At 71.1% G+C, this 17781-nt stretch carries 15 protein-coding genes; 10 read left to right on the top strand and 5 right to left on the bottom strand.

Features of this window, described 5'->3' with window-relative positions; translation table 11 throughout:
* Nucleotides 1-121: 121 nt before the first annotated feature.
* Both FCN18_RS10335 and ilvD read right to left on the bottom strand, forming a co-directional pair.
* Entirely contained in the window at nucleotides 122-808 is a 687-nt protein-coding gene (locus FCN18_RS10335) for an SDR family NAD(P)-dependent oxidoreductase (RefSeq protein ID WP_137094665.1), read from the bottom strand.
* Entirely contained in the window at nucleotides 805-2478 is a 1674-nt protein-coding gene (ilvD, locus tag FCN18_RS10330) for a dihydroxy-acid dehydratase (protein WP_112271697.1), read from the bottom strand. Before ilvD ends, FCN18_RS10335 begins: the two co-directional genes overlap by 4 nt.
* Before the next feature lie 33 nt (nucleotides 2479-2511).
* Here ilvD and FCN18_RS10325 point away from each other — a divergent pair, with 33 nt between their 5' ends.
* The 3 genes from FCN18_RS10325 to FCN18_RS10315 all read left to right on the top strand — a co-directional run bounded on the left by FCN18_RS10325 (nucleotide 2512) and on the right by FCN18_RS10315 (nucleotide 5876).
* Nucleotides 2512-4887 (top strand): Tex family protein, encoded by a 2376-nt coding sequence (locus FCN18_RS10325; protein WP_199542423.1) that lies wholly within the window; start codon nucleotides 2512-2514, stop codon nucleotides 4885-4887.
* Between the two features lie 71 nt (nucleotides 4888-4958).
* Nucleotides 4959-5423 carry a GreA/GreB family elongation factor gene (locus FCN18_RS10320; RefSeq protein WP_112271696.1) on the top strand — a complete coding sequence of 155 codons (465 nt, stop codon included), beginning with the start codon at nucleotides 4959-4961 and terminating at the stop codon, nucleotides 5421-5423.
* Between the two features lie 165 nt (nucleotides 5424-5588).
* A complete protein-coding gene (locus FCN18_RS10315) occupies nucleotides 5589-5876 on the top strand; it encodes a hypothetical protein (protein ID WP_112271694.1) in 288 nt (95 codons plus the stop codon).
* An 88-nt stretch (nucleotides 5877-5964) separates the two neighbouring features.
* Here the strand turns inward: FCN18_RS10315 and FCN18_RS10310 are convergent, their stop codons facing one another.
* The 3 genes from FCN18_RS10310 to mftR are packed head-to-tail and all read right to left on the bottom strand — an operon-like array spanning nucleotide 5965 to nucleotide 9934.
* Complete coding sequence (locus tag FCN18_RS10310; protein ID WP_137094662.1) at nucleotides 5965-7986, bottom strand: CocE/NonD family hydrolase; 2022 nt, start codon at nucleotides 7984-7986, stop codon at nucleotides 5965-5967.
* 1 nt (nucleotide 7987) lies between these two features.
* Nucleotides 7988-9277, bottom strand: coding sequence for an ATP-grasp domain-containing protein (locus FCN18_RS10305; protein ID WP_112271690.1), 1290 nt, complete (start codon nucleotides 9275-9277; stop codon nucleotides 7988-7990).
* 39 nt (nucleotides 9278-9316) lie between these two features.
* A complete protein-coding gene (gene mftR / locus FCN18_RS10300) occupies nucleotides 9317-9934 on the bottom strand; it encodes a mycofactocin system transcriptional regulator (RefSeq protein ID WP_112271688.1) in 618 nt (205 codons plus the stop codon).
* 68 nt (nucleotides 9935-10002) lie between these two features.
* Between mftR and mftA the strand changes: the two genes are divergently transcribed.
* From mftA to FCN18_RS10265, 7 genes are read left to right on the top strand one after another with little or no spacing between them, the layout of a single operon-like run.
* Complete coding sequence (mftA, locus tag FCN18_RS10295; protein ID WP_110342009.1) at nucleotides 10003-10092, top strand: mycofactocin precursor MftA; 90 nt, start codon at nucleotides 10003-10005, stop codon at nucleotides 10090-10092.
* Nucleotides 10082-10366 (top strand): mycofactocin biosynthesis chaperone MftB, encoded by a 285-nt coding sequence (mftB, locus tag FCN18_RS10290; RefSeq protein ID WP_112271686.1) that lies wholly within the window; start codon nucleotides 10082-10084, stop codon nucleotides 10364-10366. The genes mftA and mftB overlap by 11 nt, the downstream gene beginning before the upstream one ends.
* Nucleotides 10363-11565, top strand: coding sequence for a mycofactocin radical SAM maturase (gene mftC / locus FCN18_RS10285; protein ID WP_112271684.1), 1203 nt, complete (start codon nucleotides 10363-10365; stop codon nucleotides 11563-11565). Before mftB ends, mftC begins: the two co-directional genes overlap by 4 nt.
* The gene (locus FCN18_RS10280; protein WP_137094660.1) at nucleotides 11562-13475 is read left to right on the top strand and encodes a mycofactocin system FadH/OYE family oxidoreductase 1; all 1914 of its coding nucleotides are present in this window, start codon (nucleotides 11562-11564) and stop codon (nucleotides 13473-13475) included. The genes mftC and FCN18_RS10280 overlap by 4 nt, the downstream gene beginning before the upstream one ends.
* Nucleotides 13472-15436: a mycofactocin system FadH/OYE family oxidoreductase 2 gene (locus tag FCN18_RS10275; protein ID WP_112271680.1), complete on the top strand. Its 1965-nt coding sequence runs from the start codon at nucleotides 13472-13474 to the stop codon at nucleotides 15434-15436. Before FCN18_RS10280 ends, FCN18_RS10275 begins: the two co-directional genes overlap by 4 nt.
* The gene (locus tag FCN18_RS10270; protein ID WP_137094657.1) at nucleotides 15433-16380 is read left to right on the top strand and encodes a mycofactocin-associated electron transfer flavoprotein alpha subunit; all 948 of its coding nucleotides are present in this window, start codon (nucleotides 15433-15435) and stop codon (nucleotides 16378-16380) included. Before FCN18_RS10275 ends, FCN18_RS10270 begins: the two co-directional genes overlap by 4 nt.
* Complete coding sequence (locus FCN18_RS10265) at nucleotides 16373-17722, top strand: FAD-dependent oxidoreductase (RefSeq protein WP_137094655.1); 1350 nt, start codon at nucleotides 16373-16375, stop codon at nucleotides 17720-17722. The genes FCN18_RS10270 and FCN18_RS10265 overlap by 8 nt, the downstream gene beginning before the upstream one ends.
* Nucleotides 17723-17781: the final 59 nt, after the last annotated feature.

Raw genomic sequence — 17781 nt, 5'->3', positions numbered from 1 at the left:
GAACTCGCGGGCCCGAGCGGGGAACTCGCGGGCCCGAGCGGGGGACTCGCGGGCCGGAGCGGGGGACTCGCGGGCCGGAGCGGGGGACTCGCGGGCCGGAGCGGGGGACTCGCGGGCGGCGTCAGCCGTAGACCGGGACGTGGGCTCCGCTCACCACGCCCGCGTCGTCCCCGCACAGGAAGGCGATCACCTTCGCGATGCGTTCCGGTGAGACCCAGCGAGACCGGTCGGCCCCGGGCTGGCTCGCCCGGTTCGCCGGGGTGTCGATCATGCTCGGCAAGACCGCGTTGACGCGGATGCCGCGTCGCGAGTACTCCGCGTCCAGCGCGCCAACCAGGCCCAGCACGGCGGCCTTGGAGGTCACGTACCCGGCCGCACCGGGGAACGGGTGCAGCGCGGCCCTGCTGGACATGCACACGATCGCCCCGCCGCCCGCCTCGATCAGGTGCGGCACCGCCGCCTGCGACACGAGGTACGTGGGGCGCAGGTTGAGCCGCAACTGCTGCTCGAAGTCCTCCACGGGCGTCTCGGCCACCCGCTCCCCCATCGCGAACCCGCCGACGAGGTTCACCACCGCCCGCAACGGCGCCCGCGTCACGCCGGCCGCCTGCTCGGCGCAGCGCCGCGCGTCTGCGGCCTCGAAGAGATCGGCGCGCACCAGTTCGAGCCCCTCGGTGGGCTCCAGCCGCTCCAGCTCCGCCTCGGTGATCCACGGCACCACCACGCGCCAGCCGTCACCGAGGAGCGCTCTCGTCACGGCGACGCCCAGGCCCCCGGTGCCGCCGGTGACGAGCGCGGTGCGGGTCACGAGCACACCGCGCCCTGTGCCGCCGAACCGACGAGCTTGGCGTACTTGGCGAGCACGCCGGTGCGCCGCGGCGGCGGAGGCTGTTCCCAGCCCTCACGGCGCCGCGCCAGCTCGGCCTCGTCGATCCCGACGTCGAGCGTGCGCGCGGCCAGGTCGAGTACGATCGGGTCGCCGTCCTCGACGAACGCGATCGGCCCGCCGTGCGCGGCCTCCGGCGCGACATGTCCGATGCACAGGCCCGTGGTGCCGCCGGAGAACCGGCCGTCGGTGAGCAGCAGGACGTCCTTGCCGAGTCCCGCGCCCTTGATCGCGCCGGTGACGGCGAGCATCTCGCGCATGCCGGGCCCGCCGCGCGGGCCCTCGTTGCGGATCACCACGACATCGCCCGCCTTCAGCTCGCCGAGCGCGTCCATCGCGGCCTGTTCTCCGTCGAAGACGCGCGCCGTGCCCTCGAACCGGCTGGCGTCGAAGCCCGCGCTCTTCACGACGGCGCCCTCGGGCGCGAGGCTGCCGTGCAGGATCGTCAGGCCGCCCGTGGGGTGGATCGGGTCGCTGAGCTTGCGCAGCACCTCGCCGTCGAGCTCGGGCGGGCCGAGCTCGGCGAGGTTCTCCGCGAGCGTCCGGCCCGTGACGGTGAGGCAGTCGCCGTGCACGAGACCCGCGTCGAGCAGGGCCTTCAGCACCACGGGCACGCCGCCCACGCGGTCGACGGCCGTCATCACGTGCCTGCCGAACGGCTTGACGTCGGCGAGGTGGGGCACGCGATCGCCGATCCGGGAGAAGTCGTCGAGGGTGAGCTCCACCTGCGCCTCGTTGGCGATCGCGAGCAGGTGCAGCACGGCGTTGGTGGACCCGCCGAGCGCCATGACCACGGCGATCGCGTTCTCGAACGCCTCGCGGGTGAGGATGTCGCGCGCGGTGATGCCCTTGCGCAGCAGCTCCACCACCGCCTCGCCGCTGGCGCGCGCGAACCCGTCGCGGCGGCGGTCGACCGAGGGCGGGCTGGCCGAGCCGGGCAGCGACATGCCGAGCGCCTCCGACACGCAGGCCATGGTGTTGGCCGTGTACATGCCGCCGCACGCGCCCTCGCCGGGGCAGATGGCGCGCTCGATCTTGTCGACCTCCTCGCGGGTCATGAGCCCGCGCGCGCACGCGCCGACCGCCTCGAACGCGTCGATGATCGTCACCTCGCGGCCGTCGACCGTGCCGGGCAGGGTCGAACCCGCGTAGAGGAACACCGCCGCCACGTCGAGCCTGGCCGCGGCCATCAGCATGCCCGGAAGGCTCTTGTCGCACCCGGCGAGCAGCACGGCGCCGTCGAGCCGCTCCGCCTCCATCACGGTCTCCACCGAGTCTGCGATGACCTCACGGGACACGAGCGAGAAGTGCATGCCCTCGTGTCCCATGGAGATGCCGTCCGAGACCGAGATCGTGCCGAACTCCATGGCGAACCCGCCGCCGGCGTGCACACCCTTCTTGCTCGCCTCGGCGAGCCGCTGCAGCGAGAGGTTGCACGGGGTGATCTCGTTCCACGAGGACGCGATGCCGATCTGGGGCTTGGCGAAGTCCTCGTCGCCCATCCCGACGGCCCGCAGCATCCCGCGTGCGGCGGCGCGTTCGATCCCGTCGGTGACGGCCCTGCTGCGCGGCTTGATGTCGTAGTCGGCCATGGGCCGATGATGCCTCAATACAGACAGGGCACAATGCCCAACGTGGCTGAGAAGGTGTCGATTCATCAGAAGATCGCCGACGAGCTCGGTGTCCGCGAGGGACAGGTCCGGGCCGCCGTCACCCTGCTCGACGAGGGCTCGACCGTGCCGTTCATCGCCCGGTACCGCAAGGAGGTGACCGGGGCGCTCGACGACACGCAGCTGCGCACGCTCGAGGACCGGCTGCGTTACCTGCGTGAGCTGGAGGAGCGGCGAACGACGATCCTGGAGTCGATCCGCTCGCAGGGCAAGCTCGACGCCGAGCTCGAGGCCCGCATCATGGCTGCCGAGGAGAAGGCCCGCCTCGAGGACATCTATCTGCCGTACAAGCCGAAGCGGCGCACCAAGGCGCAGATCGCCAAGGAGGCCGGGCTGGAGCCGCTGGCCGACGGCCTGCTCTCCGACCCGACCACCGAGCCGCAGGCCGCGGCCGCCGTGTTCGTCGATCCGGAGAAGGGCGTCGCCGACGCCGCCGCCGCGCTGGACGGCGCCAAGGCCATCCTGGTGGAACGCTTCGCCGAGGACGCCGACCTGATCGGCGAGCTGCGCGAGCGCATGTGGACGCGCGGCTGGGTGACCTCGAAGGTCCGCCAGGGCAAGGAGACCGAAGGCGCGAAGTTCTCCGACTACTTCGACTTCGCCGAGCCGTTCACGAAGCTCCCCTCCCACCGCATCCTCGCCCTGTTCCGCGGCGAGAAGGAGGAGATCCTCGACGTGGCCACCGAGCCGGAGGAGCCCCCGGCTCCCGATGCCGAGCCGAAGCGGGGCCCGAGCGACTACGAGATCCGGATCGCCGAGAAGTTCGGCATCTCCGACCAGGGCCGCGCGGGCGACAAGTGGCTCAACGACACCGTGCGGTGGGCGTGGCGCACGAAGATCCTGCTGCACCTCGGCATCGACCTGCGGATGCGCCTGCGGCAGGCCGCCGAGGACGAGGCCGTGCGCGTGTTCGCCGCGAACCTGCGTGACCTGCTGCTCGCCGCGCCCGCCGGCACGCGCACGACGATGGGTCTCGACCCCGGCTACCGCACGGGCGTGAAGGTGGCGATCGTCGACGGCACCGGCAAGGTGGTGGCCACCGACACGATCTACCCGCACAAGCCGCAGTCGCAGTGGGACCAGTCGCTGGCGAAGCTGGAGCACCTCGCGCGCGAGCACAACGTGCAGCTCATCGCCATCGGCAACGGCACGGCCTCGCGCGAGACCGACAAGCTCGCGGGCGAGCTGGTGAAGCTGCGGCCCGAGCTGAAGCTCACCAAGATCGTGGTCTCCGAGGCGGGCGCCTCGGTGTACTCGGCGTCGGCGTACGCGGCACAGGAGCTGCCGGGACTGGACGTCTCGCTGCGCGGCGCGGTGTCGATCGCGCGCAGGCTCCAGGATCCGCTGGCCGAGCTGGTGAAGATCGACCCGAAGTCGATCGGCGTCGGGCAGTACCAGCACGACCTCGCCGAGTCGAAGCTCTCGCGTTCGCTCGACGCGGTGGTGGAGGACTGCGTGAACGCCGTGGGCGTGGACCTCAACACCGCCTCGGTGCCCCTGCTCAGCCGGGTGTCGGGCATCGGGACGACGCTCGCCGAGAACATCGTGGCGCACCGGGACGACAACGGGCCGTTCCGCAGCAGGACCGCGCTCAAGGAGGTCGCCCGGCTCGGCCCGAAGGCGTTCGAGCAGTGCGCCGGCTTCCTGCGGATCCCGGACGGCGACGACCCGCTCGACGCCTCCAGCGTGCACCCCGAGGCGTACCCGGTGGTGCGCCGGATCCTGGACGAGACGAACGTCGGCATCCGGGAGCTGATCGGCGACGCGCGCACGCTGCGGGCGCTCCAGCCGGAGAAGTTCGTCGACGACACGTTCGGCCTGCCGACGGTCACCGACATCCTCGCCGAGCTGGAGAAGCCCGGCCGCGACCCCCGGCCCGAGTTCAAGACGGCGACCTTCGCCGAGGGCGTGGAGAAGATGACCGACCTGACGCCGGGGATGCGGCTGGAGGGCGTGGTCACCAACGTCGCGGCGTTCGGCGCCTTCGTCGACATCGGCGTGCACCAGGACGGCCTCGTACACGTGTCGGCGATGTCGCGCAACTTCGTCAAGGACCCGCGCGAGGTGGTCAAGCCGGGTGACGTCGTGCGGGTGAAGGTGCTCGAGGTGGACGTTGCGCGCAAGCGGATCTCGCTGACGCTGCGGCTCGACGACGAGGCCAAGCCCGGTGGCGGGGAACAGCGCCAGTCCGGCCAGGGCGGCGGGCGTGGAGGTCAGCGCGGCCGCGGTGGCAAGCCGCAGCAGCAGCGGCAGGGCCAGGGCAGGCAGCGCCAGGCGCCCGCCGGCGGCGCGATGGCGGACGCCCTGCGCAAGGCCGGTTACGGTCGCTGACGAGGTCGCCGCCGGGGGTGACCTCGGTGAATGACGTGGCGGGCCGGGCGGTCAAGCCCGACAATGGGTCAATGACGTCCACCGGAGGCTTGAGCCCGGCCACCCGCGCGCGGCTCGAGAAGGAGCTCGAATCCCTACGCGAACAGCGCGAGTCCCTGGCGCCACGGCTCGGCGAGGACCCGCTGGGCGACAGTGCCGACCAGGCCGACCTGCTCGAGCGGGCCGAGGTCGTGTCGCGGCTGGACCGCCGGATCGCCGAGGTGTACGACCTGCTCCACGGCGGCCCCACCGCCGACTCCGAGTCCGCGCTGCCCTCGGGCACGAAGGTCTCGCTGAAGTTCAGCGACGGCAGCGTGGAGGACATGGTGGTGGTCGGCTTCACCGAGGAGGCCGACGAGGACGACGCGTCCACGCTCACCGCCGACAGCCCGCTCGGCAGGGCCATAACGGGGCACAAGAAGGGCGACACGATCACCTACCGCACCCCGGCGGGCGAGGTCTCCGCGGAGATCCTGAAGCTGAAGCTGCCCGCCTGACCGGAACGAGAGTTTCAGCAGGCCGACCCAATTCATGAATAACCGCCGCACCCGGCAATTCGTGAGAAGATAAGAATTGCCGGGTGAATATCGCGCACTTGAAAGCGCCGGTGCCCAGGTGGATAGTGGCAGGCCTCTCCACCGAGAAGACCCGGGAGGCCCCCGATGAAGCGCAAAAGAATATTCGCGTTTTTCGCGGCGCTCGCGTTGTCATTCGGACTGATGTCCGGTATCGCATCGGCGACGATTCATCCCATTGTCGAATCGTTCGACTGCGCCAACGAGGCCGCATTCGCACACCACCCGCTCGGCGACGTCGCCGACCCGATCGGCCAGACACCCGGCGTCGGAGCGCACTCGGACCAGAGCTCCCTGCGCGCCGTCCAGTCGGCCAGCGCCAACGCGTTCTCCGAACACAAGCTAAACGGCGAGTGCGGCAAGGTCGGCCAGTAGCCCCGGCACCCCCCGCCAGACTGCAGTGAAGGCCACCTTACCTGCGTTGAACGCAGTGAAGGTGGCCTTCACTGCGGTTGGAAAGGGCCTACACGCAGTCCCTCGGGATGGCGCGCTGCCAGTTGCGGGAGAAGAGGCGCTTCTCGCCCTCGTAGCCGTCCAGCGTCGCGTGCAGGCGGAACTCCGTGCTGGTGCACGTGAGCACCGTTCGCGTCACGGTGGTCGCCGACCAGTCGCCCCTGGCGAACCTCATCGTCCACTCCGTCTCCGCGCGCGGGGACGAGAAGTCGTCCGCCACCGAGCTGTACCGCTCGTAGGCCCGCCTGCTGACGTCGAGGTCGATGTCCTCGTAGTGGACGGTGCCGTTGTCCTTGACGATCTCCAGCGCCGACTCGTAGTCGACGAGGTCGCGGGTGACGGTCCAGCGGTGCTCGCCGGGTTCCACCTGGGTCACCGTGATCGGTTCCGCGCCCTCCGGCTCGGCGAACGGGCGGTGCACCTGCTCCTCACCGCCCGTGCGCAGCGGCAGCCGCACACCACTCCCACCGGTGTGAACGGTCAGGCAGGTCTGCTCCGGCGACGGCCACACGAGCGGCCAGTACGACGACGACAGCGACAGCCGGATCTTGTGCCCCGCCGGGAACGCCTGCGCGACCACGTTGAGGTCGAAGCTCACCTGGTAGCGCTTCCCGGGTTCCAGCGGCTTCGGGATGTCGTGCCCGTCGCGGTGGGTCAGGTTGAGCACGCCGTAGGTCACCCGCGTGGCCCTGCCGTCGGGCAGGACGTCGGAAAGGCGCGCGGCCACCATCGCCACGGGCTGGTCGGCCGAGATCTCGAGGCAGACCCTCGGCGCGCCGTGGATCTCGCAGGTCTCCGGCAGCGGGTCGGTCTCGAACACGAGCGACCCGCCGTCCTCCTCACGCTGGTCGTACGGCATGTCCGGCGGCGCGTTGTAGGAGGCCCACTTACCGGCGAACTGCCCGACCGACAGCGGTGACTGCACGGTCAGCGGCTCGTCGGCCACCTCCTCGCCTGGCCTGCCGATGCGGTGCCGGGACAGCGGCAGCTCGACGTCCCGCACGTTCGGCGACGGCCAGCTCGGCTCCCCCACCCAGCGGCCGGGCCGGTCCTCGTAGGACGTGGACGGCGGCACGCTGTCCTGCATCCACGTGAGCAGCATGGGCCCGTCCATGACGTCGTTGTCGACGTCCTTGAGCCAGTGATCCCACCAGCGCACGAGCTCCTGCAGGTAGCCGATCGCCGGGCCCGGCTCGCCGAGGTGCGGGTACTTGTGCGACCACGGTCCGACGAGCCCCTTGCGCGGCACGTCCAGGTTCGCGAGCAAGCGGGCGACGGCGTTGGAGTAGCCGTCGGCCCAGCCGCTGGAGGCGAGCACGGGGCAGCGCACGCCGGAGTAGTTCTCGCACACCGACGCGTGCCGCCAGTAGTCGTCCCGGCGCTGGTGCAGCAGCCACGTGTCCACCCACGGCCCGCTCGCCTCGATGCGCTCGCGCCACATGTCGCGCCAGCGGTCGCCGACGAGCGCCGGATCCGGCGGCAGCGTGCCGTGCGCGAACATGGTGCCCGCCTCGGCGAGGTTGTCCGAGAGCAGGCAGCCGCCCATGTAGTGGAAGTCGTCGGAATAGCGGTCGTCGGTGAACGACGCGATCGCGATCGCCCTCAGCGTCTCCGGTTTGCGGGCGGCGACCTGGAGCGCGGCGAAGCCGCCCCAGGAGATGCCCATCATGCCGGTGCGGCCGTCGCACCACGGCTGGTTCGCGATCCACTCCAGCACGTCCTCGGCGTCGCGCTGCTCCAGCTCGAGGTACTCGTCGGTCAGCACGCCCTCCGACTCGCCGGTGCCCCGAATGTCCACGCGCACGCACGCGTAGCCGTGCCCGGCCAGGTAAGGATGGTGGATCGAGTCGCGGACGGCGGTGAGGTCCCTTTTGCGGTAGGGGATGTACTCCAGGATCCCCGGCACCGGCTGGTCGTCCGACGAGACGGGCCGCCAGATCTTGGCGGCGAGCCTGGTGCCGTCCGAGACGGGGATCCAGACGTGTTCGTCCTCTGTGGTCTGACACGGCAGCGATCCGACCGCGCGGAGCAAGCTATCCCTCCTTCTCGGGCCCTTCCTCGGCGAACTCGAAGTCCAGCGCCTCCACCGTACGCTCGTACTTGTCCTTCAGCTCGGTTTCGTCGCGGGCCCCGACGAAGACGTGCGCGAGCTCGAAGCTGTAGCTGTCCTGGCCGGGCAGGTCGGAGAGCCGCTGGCCGGCCACGGGCACGATGTCGATGATCACGCCGGGGATCTCGCGGTGCACGCGCTCGATCTCCTCCGCGGTGGGGACCTTCCGCACGAGCGCGTCCGAGAACCGCCGGTAGTACCACTTCGCGGCGATGCCGTACTCACCCTTGTCGTCGGGCAGCGCGGGGTCCCGGCCGAGGCCGAGCATCACCATCGCGTGGTGGTTGGGCATGCCGTCGACGCATTCGAACATCTCGGCGTGCGACTGCGAGTGCCTCGGGTTGATCTCCAGCAGGCACACGTCGCCGCTCTCCGGCTCGCAGAAGAACTCGATGGAGAACGTCGAGTTGTCCATCCCGATCTGACCGATGATGCGCTTCGAGACGTCGATCATCCGGTCGACGGCGGCCTTCGGCAGCTGCGATGGGTACTGGTGCCGCAGGAAGGACGAACGGCCTTCGTAGTTGACGGAGTCGAGCACGCCGTAGACCACGACCTCGCCGTTGTACACGTAACCCTCGGTGGCGCACTGCACGCCGGAGAGCGCCTCCTCAGCGAGACAAGCCTGCCCGCCCACCTCGGCGATCTCACGCGGCAGCTCCAGCATGTCCAGCACCTGTTCGAAGGGCTTGCCGACGCGGCTGATGCCCTCGCGGATCTCGGCGACGGCCTTGTCGAACTCGGACTCGTCGCGGACGAGGAACGCCAGCTCGGAGGAGTACGACTTCACGGGCTTGAGCCACATCGGATAGCGCACGCCGTCCGGCGGACTCGGTTGCTCGTCGTCGAGGTCGACGATGCCGAAGCGCGGGTACTCGTCGATGGCCTTCTGCTGTTCGAGCCTGCTCCAGTACTTGTGCTCGCATTTGACGATCGACGCGAGCGACGGCCCGGGGAGGCCGTAGCGGTGGCACAGGATCGCGCGCAACGTGGACACCGGGAAATCCCAGTAGCCCACGATGGCGTCGATCGACCCGTCGAAGGCGTCCAGCTGCGACTGTGCCTTGTCCAGCAGCTGTTCGAAGTCGATCTCCCCTACCTGCGTCTCGTCGACCGTGAGCAGGGAGTGGAACGCGTAGGAGTCCGCGTTCCGGATGTCGCGCAGGGTGCGCCTGTTCTCCTCGTCGAGGGCGAGTACGAAGATGTTCTTCACGCCGGAGAGGGTCCCCGTCTGGGCGATCGCTAAACGTGTTCAGCCCAGCACGAAGCCTCTGGCCAGCTCGGACAGCGCCTCGTCGAGAACGTCACACAGCTGCAGATCGGTCTCGGCGAGCCAGTGCTCGTAGGCCGCGAGCGAGACGCCCAGCGCGGCGTAGGCGATCGCCTGCGGGCGCAGCGCGGCCGGCTTCTCGCCGAGGCGTTTCGCGGCGTACTCGGCCACCACGGCGCGCCAGTCGCCATAGCGCAGCGTCGAATGGGCCTGCAGGGCCGGGACGCGCAGGATCAGCTCCATGCGCCTGCGGTGCTTGGGCACCTCGGCGGGGTCGACGCGGTTGAACTCCACCACAACGGCGCGCACGGACTCCATGAGCGGCTCGTCGGCCGGGCGTTGCGCGAACCGCTCGCGCATGTGGTCGAGCTGCTCGGTGAAGGACCCCCACACCACGTCGTTCTTCGACTCGAAGTAGCGGAAGAACGTGCGCCTGCCGATGCCCGCGCTCTTCGCGATCGCGTCGACGGTGGTGGCGTCGAACCCCTCGCGCTCGAAGAGCTCGAAGGCCACGGCCTCCAGCTCGTGCTGACTCGTCGACCGGCGTCTACCTGGCCGAACGGATGGTTCCGACACCGCCTTCGCCCCGATCCCTTCCATTTGGCACCCGGTGCCATTATGCTCGTGCCGTCGATCACAACAACCTGCTCAGTGAGGAGTAGCTTGCCATGAACGAATCGGCCGCCACCGAGGTCACCGTCGAGGAAGACCTGCTCGTCGAAGAAGTCTCGATCGACGGCATGTGCGGTGTCTACTGATCGGTTCGCCCCGGACCGGCCGTACCGGCTGAGCTCCTCAGTCGCGTTACGGCCGGAACCGTTCGGCGCTCTCGTCTACGACTTCACCACCCGCAAGCTCTCGTTCCTCAAGACACAGCTGCTGGTGAACGTCGTCCGGGAACTCGAGAACCAGCCCGACGCTCGTTCCGCGCTCGACTCAGCCGAGGTACCCGAGGCCGAGCACAAGCGCTATCTCGACGCGCTCGCCGGGCTGCTGTCCGCGGGCACGATCGAAGCAAGAGGGACCTCATGAAACTCGTCGAGCACTTCCAGCACGGGCTGGACGCCCCCATCTGTCTCACGTGGGAGCTGACCTACGCCTGCAACCTCTCCTGCGTGCACTGCCTTTCCTCGTCGGGCCGCCGCGACCCTCGTGAACTGTCCACTGAGGAATGCAAGGCCGTCATCGACGAACTGCAGCGCCTGCAGGTGTTCTACGTCAACATCGGCGGCGGCGAGCCCACGATCCGGCCCGACTTCTGGGAGCTGGTCGACTACGCCGTCGCGCACGACGTGGGCGTGAAGTTCTCCACCAACGGCGTGCGCATCACCCCGGAGCGAGCCCGCTGGCTCGCCGGCACCGACTACGTCGACGTGCAGCTCTCCCTCGACGGCGCCACCGCCGAGGTCAACGACTACGTGCGCGGGCCGGGGTCGTTCGACACCACCATGCGGGCCATGGAGAACCTGCGCGACGCGGGCTTCAAGGACTTCAAGATCAGCGTGGTGATGACGCGCCACAACGTCGGCCAGCTCGACGAGTTCAAGCGCATCGCCGACGACTACGGGGCGCAGCTGCGCATCACCCGCCTGCGGCCTTCGGGCCGGGGCGCCGACACGTGGGACGAGCTGCACCCCACGGCCGACCAGCAGCTCGAGCTCTACGAGTGGCTGATCGACCACGGTGAGAACGTGCTCACCGGCGACTCGTTCTTCCACCTCAACGCGCTCGGCTCCACCCCGCTGCCGGGTCTGAACCTGTGCGGCGCGGGGCGCGTGGTGTGCTTGATCGACCCGATCGGCGACGTGTACGCGTGCCCGTTCGCGATCCACGACGAGTTCCTCGCGGGCAACGTGCGCGACGAGGGCGGGTTCACGTCGGTGTGGCGCACGTCCGAGCTGTTCGAGCGGCTGCGCGCCCCGCAGACCGGCGGCGCGTGCACGTCCTGCTCCGCCTACGACTCGTGCCAGGGCGGCTGCATGGCCGCCAAGTTCTTCACGGGCCTTCCGCTCGACGGTCCCGATCCCGAATGCGTCAAGGGCAACGGGGAGCGCGCGCTCGCCCTCGTCGGCGGCGGCTCGGAGAAGCCGAAGCCGGACAAGGACCACTCCAAGCCCAACCGGACCAAGCGCGGCCGCGTCGGCGTCAGCATCGGGTGGGGCCCACCAGAGCCCGACCGCCTGCCGGACCGCGCGTGTGACACGAGCCCGCTGGCAGGTTTCCGGCCGTGAAACTCACCGAACCGGTCACGCTGGCCGGTCGCCGCGCACCGTCGCGCGTGCTCTTCGGACCACACGAGACGAACCTCGCCCGCGGCAGGGCGATCTCGGAGGCCCACGTGGCCTACTACGAGCGCCGTGCCGCGGGCGGTGCGGGGCTGATCGTCACCGAGACGGCCAGCGTCCACGACTCCGACTGGCCCTACGAACGGGCCCCGCTCGCCGCCGACTGCGGCGCCGGCTGGGCCTCGGTCGTGCGGGCCTGCCGTCCACACGGGACGCTCGTGCTCGCGGGCCTCGGCCACGCGGGCTCGCAGGGCTCGTCGGCGTTCTCGCAGCAGGCGCTGTGGGCGCCCTCGCGGGTGCCGGACGTGGCGAGCCGTGAGATGCCGATGGAGATGGAGGCGGCCGAGATCCGCGCGGTGGTCGCCGGGTTCACCCGCGCCGCCGAGCTGGCCGTGGAAGCCGACCTCGACGGCGTGGAAGTGGACGCTGGCCAGCACTCGCTGCTGCGGCAGTTCCTCTCGGGGCTGACCAACCAGCGCGGCGACGCCTACGGCACCGACAAGGCCCTGCTGCTGCGCGAGGTGCTCGCAGCGGTGCGCGCCCGCATCGGCGACGGCCGCGTGCTCGGCCTTCGGCTCTCCTGCGACGAGCTCGCGCCGTGGGCGGGCATCACGCCCGACCAGGCGCAGGCGCTCGCCAGGGACCTCGCCCGCGAGGTCGACTATCTCGTAGTGGTGCGCGGTTCCGCGATGGGCACCTCGGCCACGCGCCCCGACTCGCACACCGAGCCGGGCTTCAACGTCGAGCTGTGCCGCGGCATCCGCGAGGCGGTGGCCGGTGCGGCGCCCGTGATCCTCCAGGGTTCGGTGGTCGAACCCGGGCAGGCCGAGCAGGCGCTCGCCGACGGCGTCGCCGACCTCGTGGAGATGACGCGCGCGCAGATCGCGGACGCGGACCTGGTGCGCAAGCTCGGCACGACCGAGCCCGTGCGGCCGTGCACGCTGACCAACCAGAAGTGCCGGGTCCGCGACAACCGCAACCCGATCGTCAGCTGCATCGGCGACCCGCGCAGCGGGCACGAGACCGGCGACGCTCCGCTGACCGGAACCGATCCCGCGCGGTCCGTGCTCGTGGTCGGCGGCGGACCGGCCGGGCTGGAGGCCGCGCGCGTGCTCGCCCTGCGCGGGCACCGGGTGCGGCTGGTCGAACGGGACGCCGAGCTGGGCGGGATGCTCGCACTGGCCGCCCGCGTGCCCGGCCGCGACCGGCTGGGCAACCTCGCGCGCTGGCTCGCCGGTGAGGTGCACCGGCTCGGCGTGGAGGTCGCACTGAACACCGAGGCCGACCTCGCGGAACTGTCCGGCGACGTCGTGGTCGCCACCGGATCGGTCGCCGGACCGCGCAGCTACACCGTGCACGACGGCGGGTTCGTGCTCGACGTCGTCGACCTGCTCAAGGCGCCCGGCCGCCTGCCGGAGGGGCCGGTCGCGATCTACGACACGGTGGGCGACGCCGTGGGCGTGGGCATCGCCGAGCTGGCCGCTGCCGCGGGCAGGCCGACCACGATCATCACGCAGGACCAGGTGGTGGGCACGCAGCTCGCCCTCACCGGCGACCTCGCCGACGCCAACGCGCGCCTGCAGCGGGCCGGGGTGCGGCTGGCCAAGCGGAGCCTGCTGCGCGAGGTGCACGCGGGTCACGTGGTGGTCACCGATGCCTACACCGGCACAGCCACCGAGCTCGAGTGCGCCACGCTGATCCACTGTGGACACCGGCTGCCCGATCCCACCCCGGTTCCGGCCGGGATGGTGGAGGCGGGCGACCGCGTGGCCCCGCGATCGGTGCACGAGGCCGTACTGGAGGGCCGCAGGGCCGCGCTGGCCTTCGCCGCGAAACCACTGGCGGTGCACCGATGAGCGCAACGAGCCGTTACCGTTACCTGTTCTCACCGCTGCGGCTGGGCCCGGTGACACTGGCCAACCGCGTGGTGTTCTCCGCGCACCTGACCAACTACGCGAAGGAAGGGCTGCCCAGCGAGCAGCACGCCGCCTACTACGCGGCCCGCGCGAAGGGCGGCGCGGGGCTCATCATCACCGAGGAGCACTCGACCCACCCGACGGACTGGCCGTACGAGAAGCTCATCCACGGCTTCCACCCCGAGGTGATCCCCGGCTACCGGCGCATCACCGAGGCGGTGCACGCGCACGGCGTGCCGATCTTCGCGCAGCTCAACCACAACGGCGGGCAGGCGTCGAGCATGTACTCGCGGCTGCCGGTGTGGGCGCCCTCGCCCGTGCCCGACCCGCTGTTCCGCGAGGTGCCGAAGGCCGTCACGGTCGCCGAGATCGACGAGATCGTGGCCGGGTACGCGAAGGTCGCCGAGCACTGCCGGGCGGGTGGGTTCGACGGCGTCGAGTTGCAGTGCTCGCACTCCTCGATCGTGCGCGGCTTCCTCTCCCCCGCCACCAACGTCCGGACCGACGACTACGGCGGCTCGCTGGAGAACCGCGCGCGGATCCTGCTCCGGCTCGTGGCCGCGGTGCGCGAGGCGATCGGGCCGGGAATGGCGCTGGGCGTTCGGCTCTGCGGTGACGAGCTGATCGAGGGCGGCACCACGATCGACGAGGCCGTCGAGGTCGCCAAGTGGGTCGAGGCCAGCGGGCACGTGGACTACATCAACACCTCGATCGGGGTCGCCACGTCGACCCTGTACATGATCGAGGCGTCGATGAGCATCCCGCCCGGTTATGCGATGTTCATCCCGAGCGCGCTGCGCAAGGCGGTGGACCTGCCGGTGGTGGGTGTCGGCCGGTTCAAGGACCCGTTGCAGGCCGACCGCGCGCTCGCGGAGGGGCACGCCGACCTGATCGGCGTGGTGCGCGGGCAGATCGCCGACGCCGACTTCGTCGCCAAGGCCCGCGCGGGACATGCCACGGAGATCCGCACGTGCCTGTCGTGCAACCAGGAGTGCGTCGGCCGCATGGGCCTCAACCGCTGGCTGGGCTGCATCGAGAACCCGCGCACTGGCAAGGAGAGCGTCGCGCTGCCGATGCCGACGCGCCGGGGCCGCCGGGTCGTGGTGGTGGGCGGTGGGCCCGCCGGGCTGCAGGCCGCGGCGACGGCCGCCGAACGCGGGCACGAGGTGACGTTGCTGGAGCGGAACCAGACGACAGGCGGGCAGGCGAGCGTGGCCGCGAGCGTGCCGAGCCGCGCCGAGTTCCTCGACGTGGTGCGCAACTCGCTCTCGGAGTGCCACCGCTACGGCGTGGACGTGCGCACGGGCGTCACGGCGACCGCCGACGACATCCGCGCGCTGAACCCGGAGGTCGTGGTGCTGGCGACCGGCGCGAAGCCGCAGGCGCCGTGGTGGGCCGGCGGGATCGAGCGCATCGTCGACGTGCGGGACGTGCTGGAGGGCCGGGTCGCGCCCGAGGGCGACGTCGTGGTGATCGACGACCTCGGCTTCCACCAGGCGACCTCGGTGGCCGAGCTGCTCGCCGACCGCGGCTGCACGGTGCGGATCTCGACGTCGGGCATGGTCGTCGGCCAGGACCTCGGCGTGACGCTGGACATGGAGACCTTCAACGTGCGGGCCGCCGCGAAGGGGATCACCCAGACCACCGACGAGGTGGTGTTGGGCGCCGAAGAGGACGCCGGTGGTGTGCGGCTGCAGGTGCTGACGCACACCACCGGATCAACCACCGACGTGCGCTGCGACTGGGTGGTGTGCGCGACGCACCAGGCGCCGGAGGACGAGCTGTGGCACGAGCTCTCTGGCTCGGCCGAGTTCGAGGTGTACCGCGCGGGTGACTGCGTGGCCCCCCGCCGCGCACACGCCGCCGTGGTCGAGGGACACCGGGTGGCGGTGGCGCTGTGAACGTTCCTGTGAACACCGATTCCCTTGCCCTGCTGGTGATCCGCCGTGGTGTGGCCCCGCTCGGCGGCGACGAGGCCGTGGCGGAGGCGGACGGGAACGCGCTGCTCGTCGGCTCCGGCTGCGCGCAGGCGGCGGACCAGCTGCCTCCGCTGCGGCGCGCGTGGTGTGCCGAGGCCGGTGACTTCGCCGCGGGGGCGTGGGCGGGCGCGCTCGCGCCGCTGTTGCGCGACGTCCGCCGCGTCGTGCTGCCAGCCTCCGCCGACGGCAGGGACCTCGCGCCCCGCCTCGCCGCCGAGCTGGACCGGCCGCTGCTGGCCGGTGCGGTGCGGATCGGTGAGCAGTGCGCCGACCTCGCCCGCTGGGACGGCAGGCTCTCGGTGACCGTGGAGACGTCGCGGCCGTTCGTCGCGACGCTCGTGCCGGGTGTGCGCGGCAGCGCCCCCGCCGAGGGGACGCCCGAGGTCACGCACGTCGACCTTGACGTCCCGGAATCTCCCGACGCGCGCGTGCTCGAGGTGCTCGATCCCGACCCGGCGACCGCGGACCTCGCGGAGGCCCCGCGCATCCTCGGCGCGGGCGCCGGCCTGGCGAGGGGCGCGCTGACCGGGCCGGAGTCGCTCGCGCTGCTCGGCGAGGTCGCCTCGGCGCTTGGCGCGTCCGTCGGCGCCACGCGCGTGGTCACCGACGCGGGCTGGGCGCCCTACGAACGGCAGATCGGCACCACGGGCGTGGTCGTCGATCCGGATCTGTACGTGGCGTTCGGGGTCTCCGGCGCCACCCAGCACACCGGCGGTCTCGGCAACCCGCGCCACGTCGTGTCCGTGAACACCGACGGCAGCTCGCCCATGACGGCGATGGCCGACCTCGGGCTGGTCACCGACGCGCAGGAGCTGCTGCGGGAGCTGGCTCGCCGCCTGGACACCCCCGGGAGCAACGATGCGTGACAGGGCAGGACCCGCGAGCTCCGCGGTGACCGTGGCGGAGCCGGAGCGGCCGCAGTTCGACGCGATCGTGGTCGGCGCGGGCCCCGCGGGCTCGGCGGCGGCGCTGGAGCTGGCCCGTGCGGGGCATTCGGTGGCGCTGCTGGAGCGCGGGCCGTTTCCCGGCTCGAAGAACGTCTACGGCGGCGTGGTCTACGGCCGGATCCTCGACGAGCTGATCCCCGGCTGGTACGACGAGATGCCGGTGCAGCGCTGGGTCACGCGGCGGCAGACCATGCTGCTGGACGGCGAGCGCTCGATGACCGTGGACTTCCGCAGCCAGAGCTGGGGTCGCGCGCCCTACAACGGCGCCACGACCTACCGCGCCGAGTTCGACGACTGGCTCGCCGGGCACGCGCAGAAGGCGGGCGCCGTGCTCGTCCCGTCCACCGTGGCCACCCGGTTGCTGCGCACGGAACGGGGCCGGATCGTCGGCGTGCGCACCGACCGCCCGGACGGCGACCTCACCGCGAAGGTCGTGATCGCGTGCGACGGCGTGAACTCGTTCCTCGCCAAGCAGGCCGGGCTCTTCCCCGGCGACCAGGCCGCGCACACCACGCTCGGCGTGAAGGAGACGCTCGCGCTGCCCGCGCGGACCATCGACGAACGGTTCGGCGTCAGCGGCCACGAGGGCGTCGACATCGAGATGCTCGGCTGCACGCAGGGCATCCCCGGTGGTGGGTTCCTCTACACCAACTCCGACACGCTCAGCGTCGGGCTCGTGCTCGGGCTGCAGGGGCTCGCGAAGTCCGGGAAGCGCCCCGAGGAGGTGCTCGCCGAGCTGAAGCGGCACCCTTCGATCCAGCCGCTCGTGCGCGGCGCGGAGCTGGTGGAGTACTCGGCACACCTCATCCCCGAGGGCGGCTACGACACGATGCCGCAGCTCGTCGGCGACGGGCTGCTCGTGGCGGGCGACGCGGCGGCGATGTGCCTCGCGGCCGGGATCTGGCTGGAGGGCGTGAACTTCGCGATGGGCTCCGGGATGTACGCGGGCAGGGCGGCTTCGAAGGCACTGTCCTCGGGCGACCTCGGCGCGCTGCGCGAGTACCGGGGTCTGCTGGAGTCGTCGTTCGTGCTCGCCGACCACAAGAAGCTGCGCAAGGCGCCGGAGCTGGTGCTCTCCGAGCGCGTTCAGCAGCGCTACCCCGGCCTGGTGTGCGACCTGGTCGAGCTGATGTTCACCGTCGAGAACCCCAAGCCGAAGCCAGGAGTGCGGAAGCTGCTGCGCGCGTCGGCGAAGCGCAACGGCGTGAAGATGCGCGAGCTGGCCAGGGACGCGCTCACCGGCCTGCGGTCGTTCGGGTGAGGAGTGTCCCCATGAGCCAACCATCCGCAGTGAAGGCCACCATCACTGCAGCTAGGAGG

The organism is Prauserella endophytica (assembly GCF_005146945.1).
Lineage (GTDB): Bacteria > Actinomycetota > Actinomycetes > Mycobacteriales > Pseudonocardiaceae > Prauserella_A > Prauserella_A endophytica.
The sequence above is the reverse complement of the archived record's forward strand: the minus strand, read 5'-3'. Positions and strand labels throughout refer to the sequence as shown.

Excerpts from the sequence above, each read along its gene's own strand:
- ilvD (WP_112271697.1), bottom strand. The coding sequence starts at position 2,478 with ATGGCCGACTACGACATCAAGCCGCGCAGCAGGGCCGTCACCGACGGG.
- FCN18_RS10325 (WP_199542423.1), top strand. The coding sequence starts at position 2,512 with ATGCCCAACGTGGCTGAGAAGGTGTCGATTCATCAGAAGATCGCCGAC.
- FCN18_RS10320 (WP_112271696.1), top strand. The coding sequence starts at position 4,959 with ATGACGTCCACCGGAGGCTTGAGCCCGGCCACCCGCGCGCGGCTCGAG.
- FCN18_RS10315 (WP_112271694.1), top strand. The coding sequence starts at position 5,589 with ATGAAGCGCAAAAGAATATTCGCGTTTTTCGCGGCGCTCGCGTTGTCA.
- mftR (WP_112271688.1), bottom strand. The coding sequence starts at position 9,934 with ATGGAAGGGATCGGGGCGAAGGCGGTGTCGGAACCATCCGTTCGGCCA.
- mftA (WP_110342009.1), top strand. The coding sequence starts at position 10,003 with ATGAACGAATCGGCCGCCACCGAGGTCACCGTCGAGGAAGACCTGCTC.
- mftC (WP_112271684.1), top strand. The coding sequence starts at position 10,363 with ATGAAACTCGTCGAGCACTTCCAGCACGGGCTGGACGCCCCCATCTGT.
- FCN18_RS10275 (WP_112271680.1), top strand. The coding sequence starts at position 13,472 with ATGAGCGCAACGAGCCGTTACCGTTACCTGTTCTCACCGCTGCGGCTG.
- FCN18_RS10265 (WP_137094655.1), top strand. The coding sequence starts at position 16,373 with ATGCGTGACAGGGCAGGACCCGCGAGCTCCGCGGTGACCGTGGCGGAG.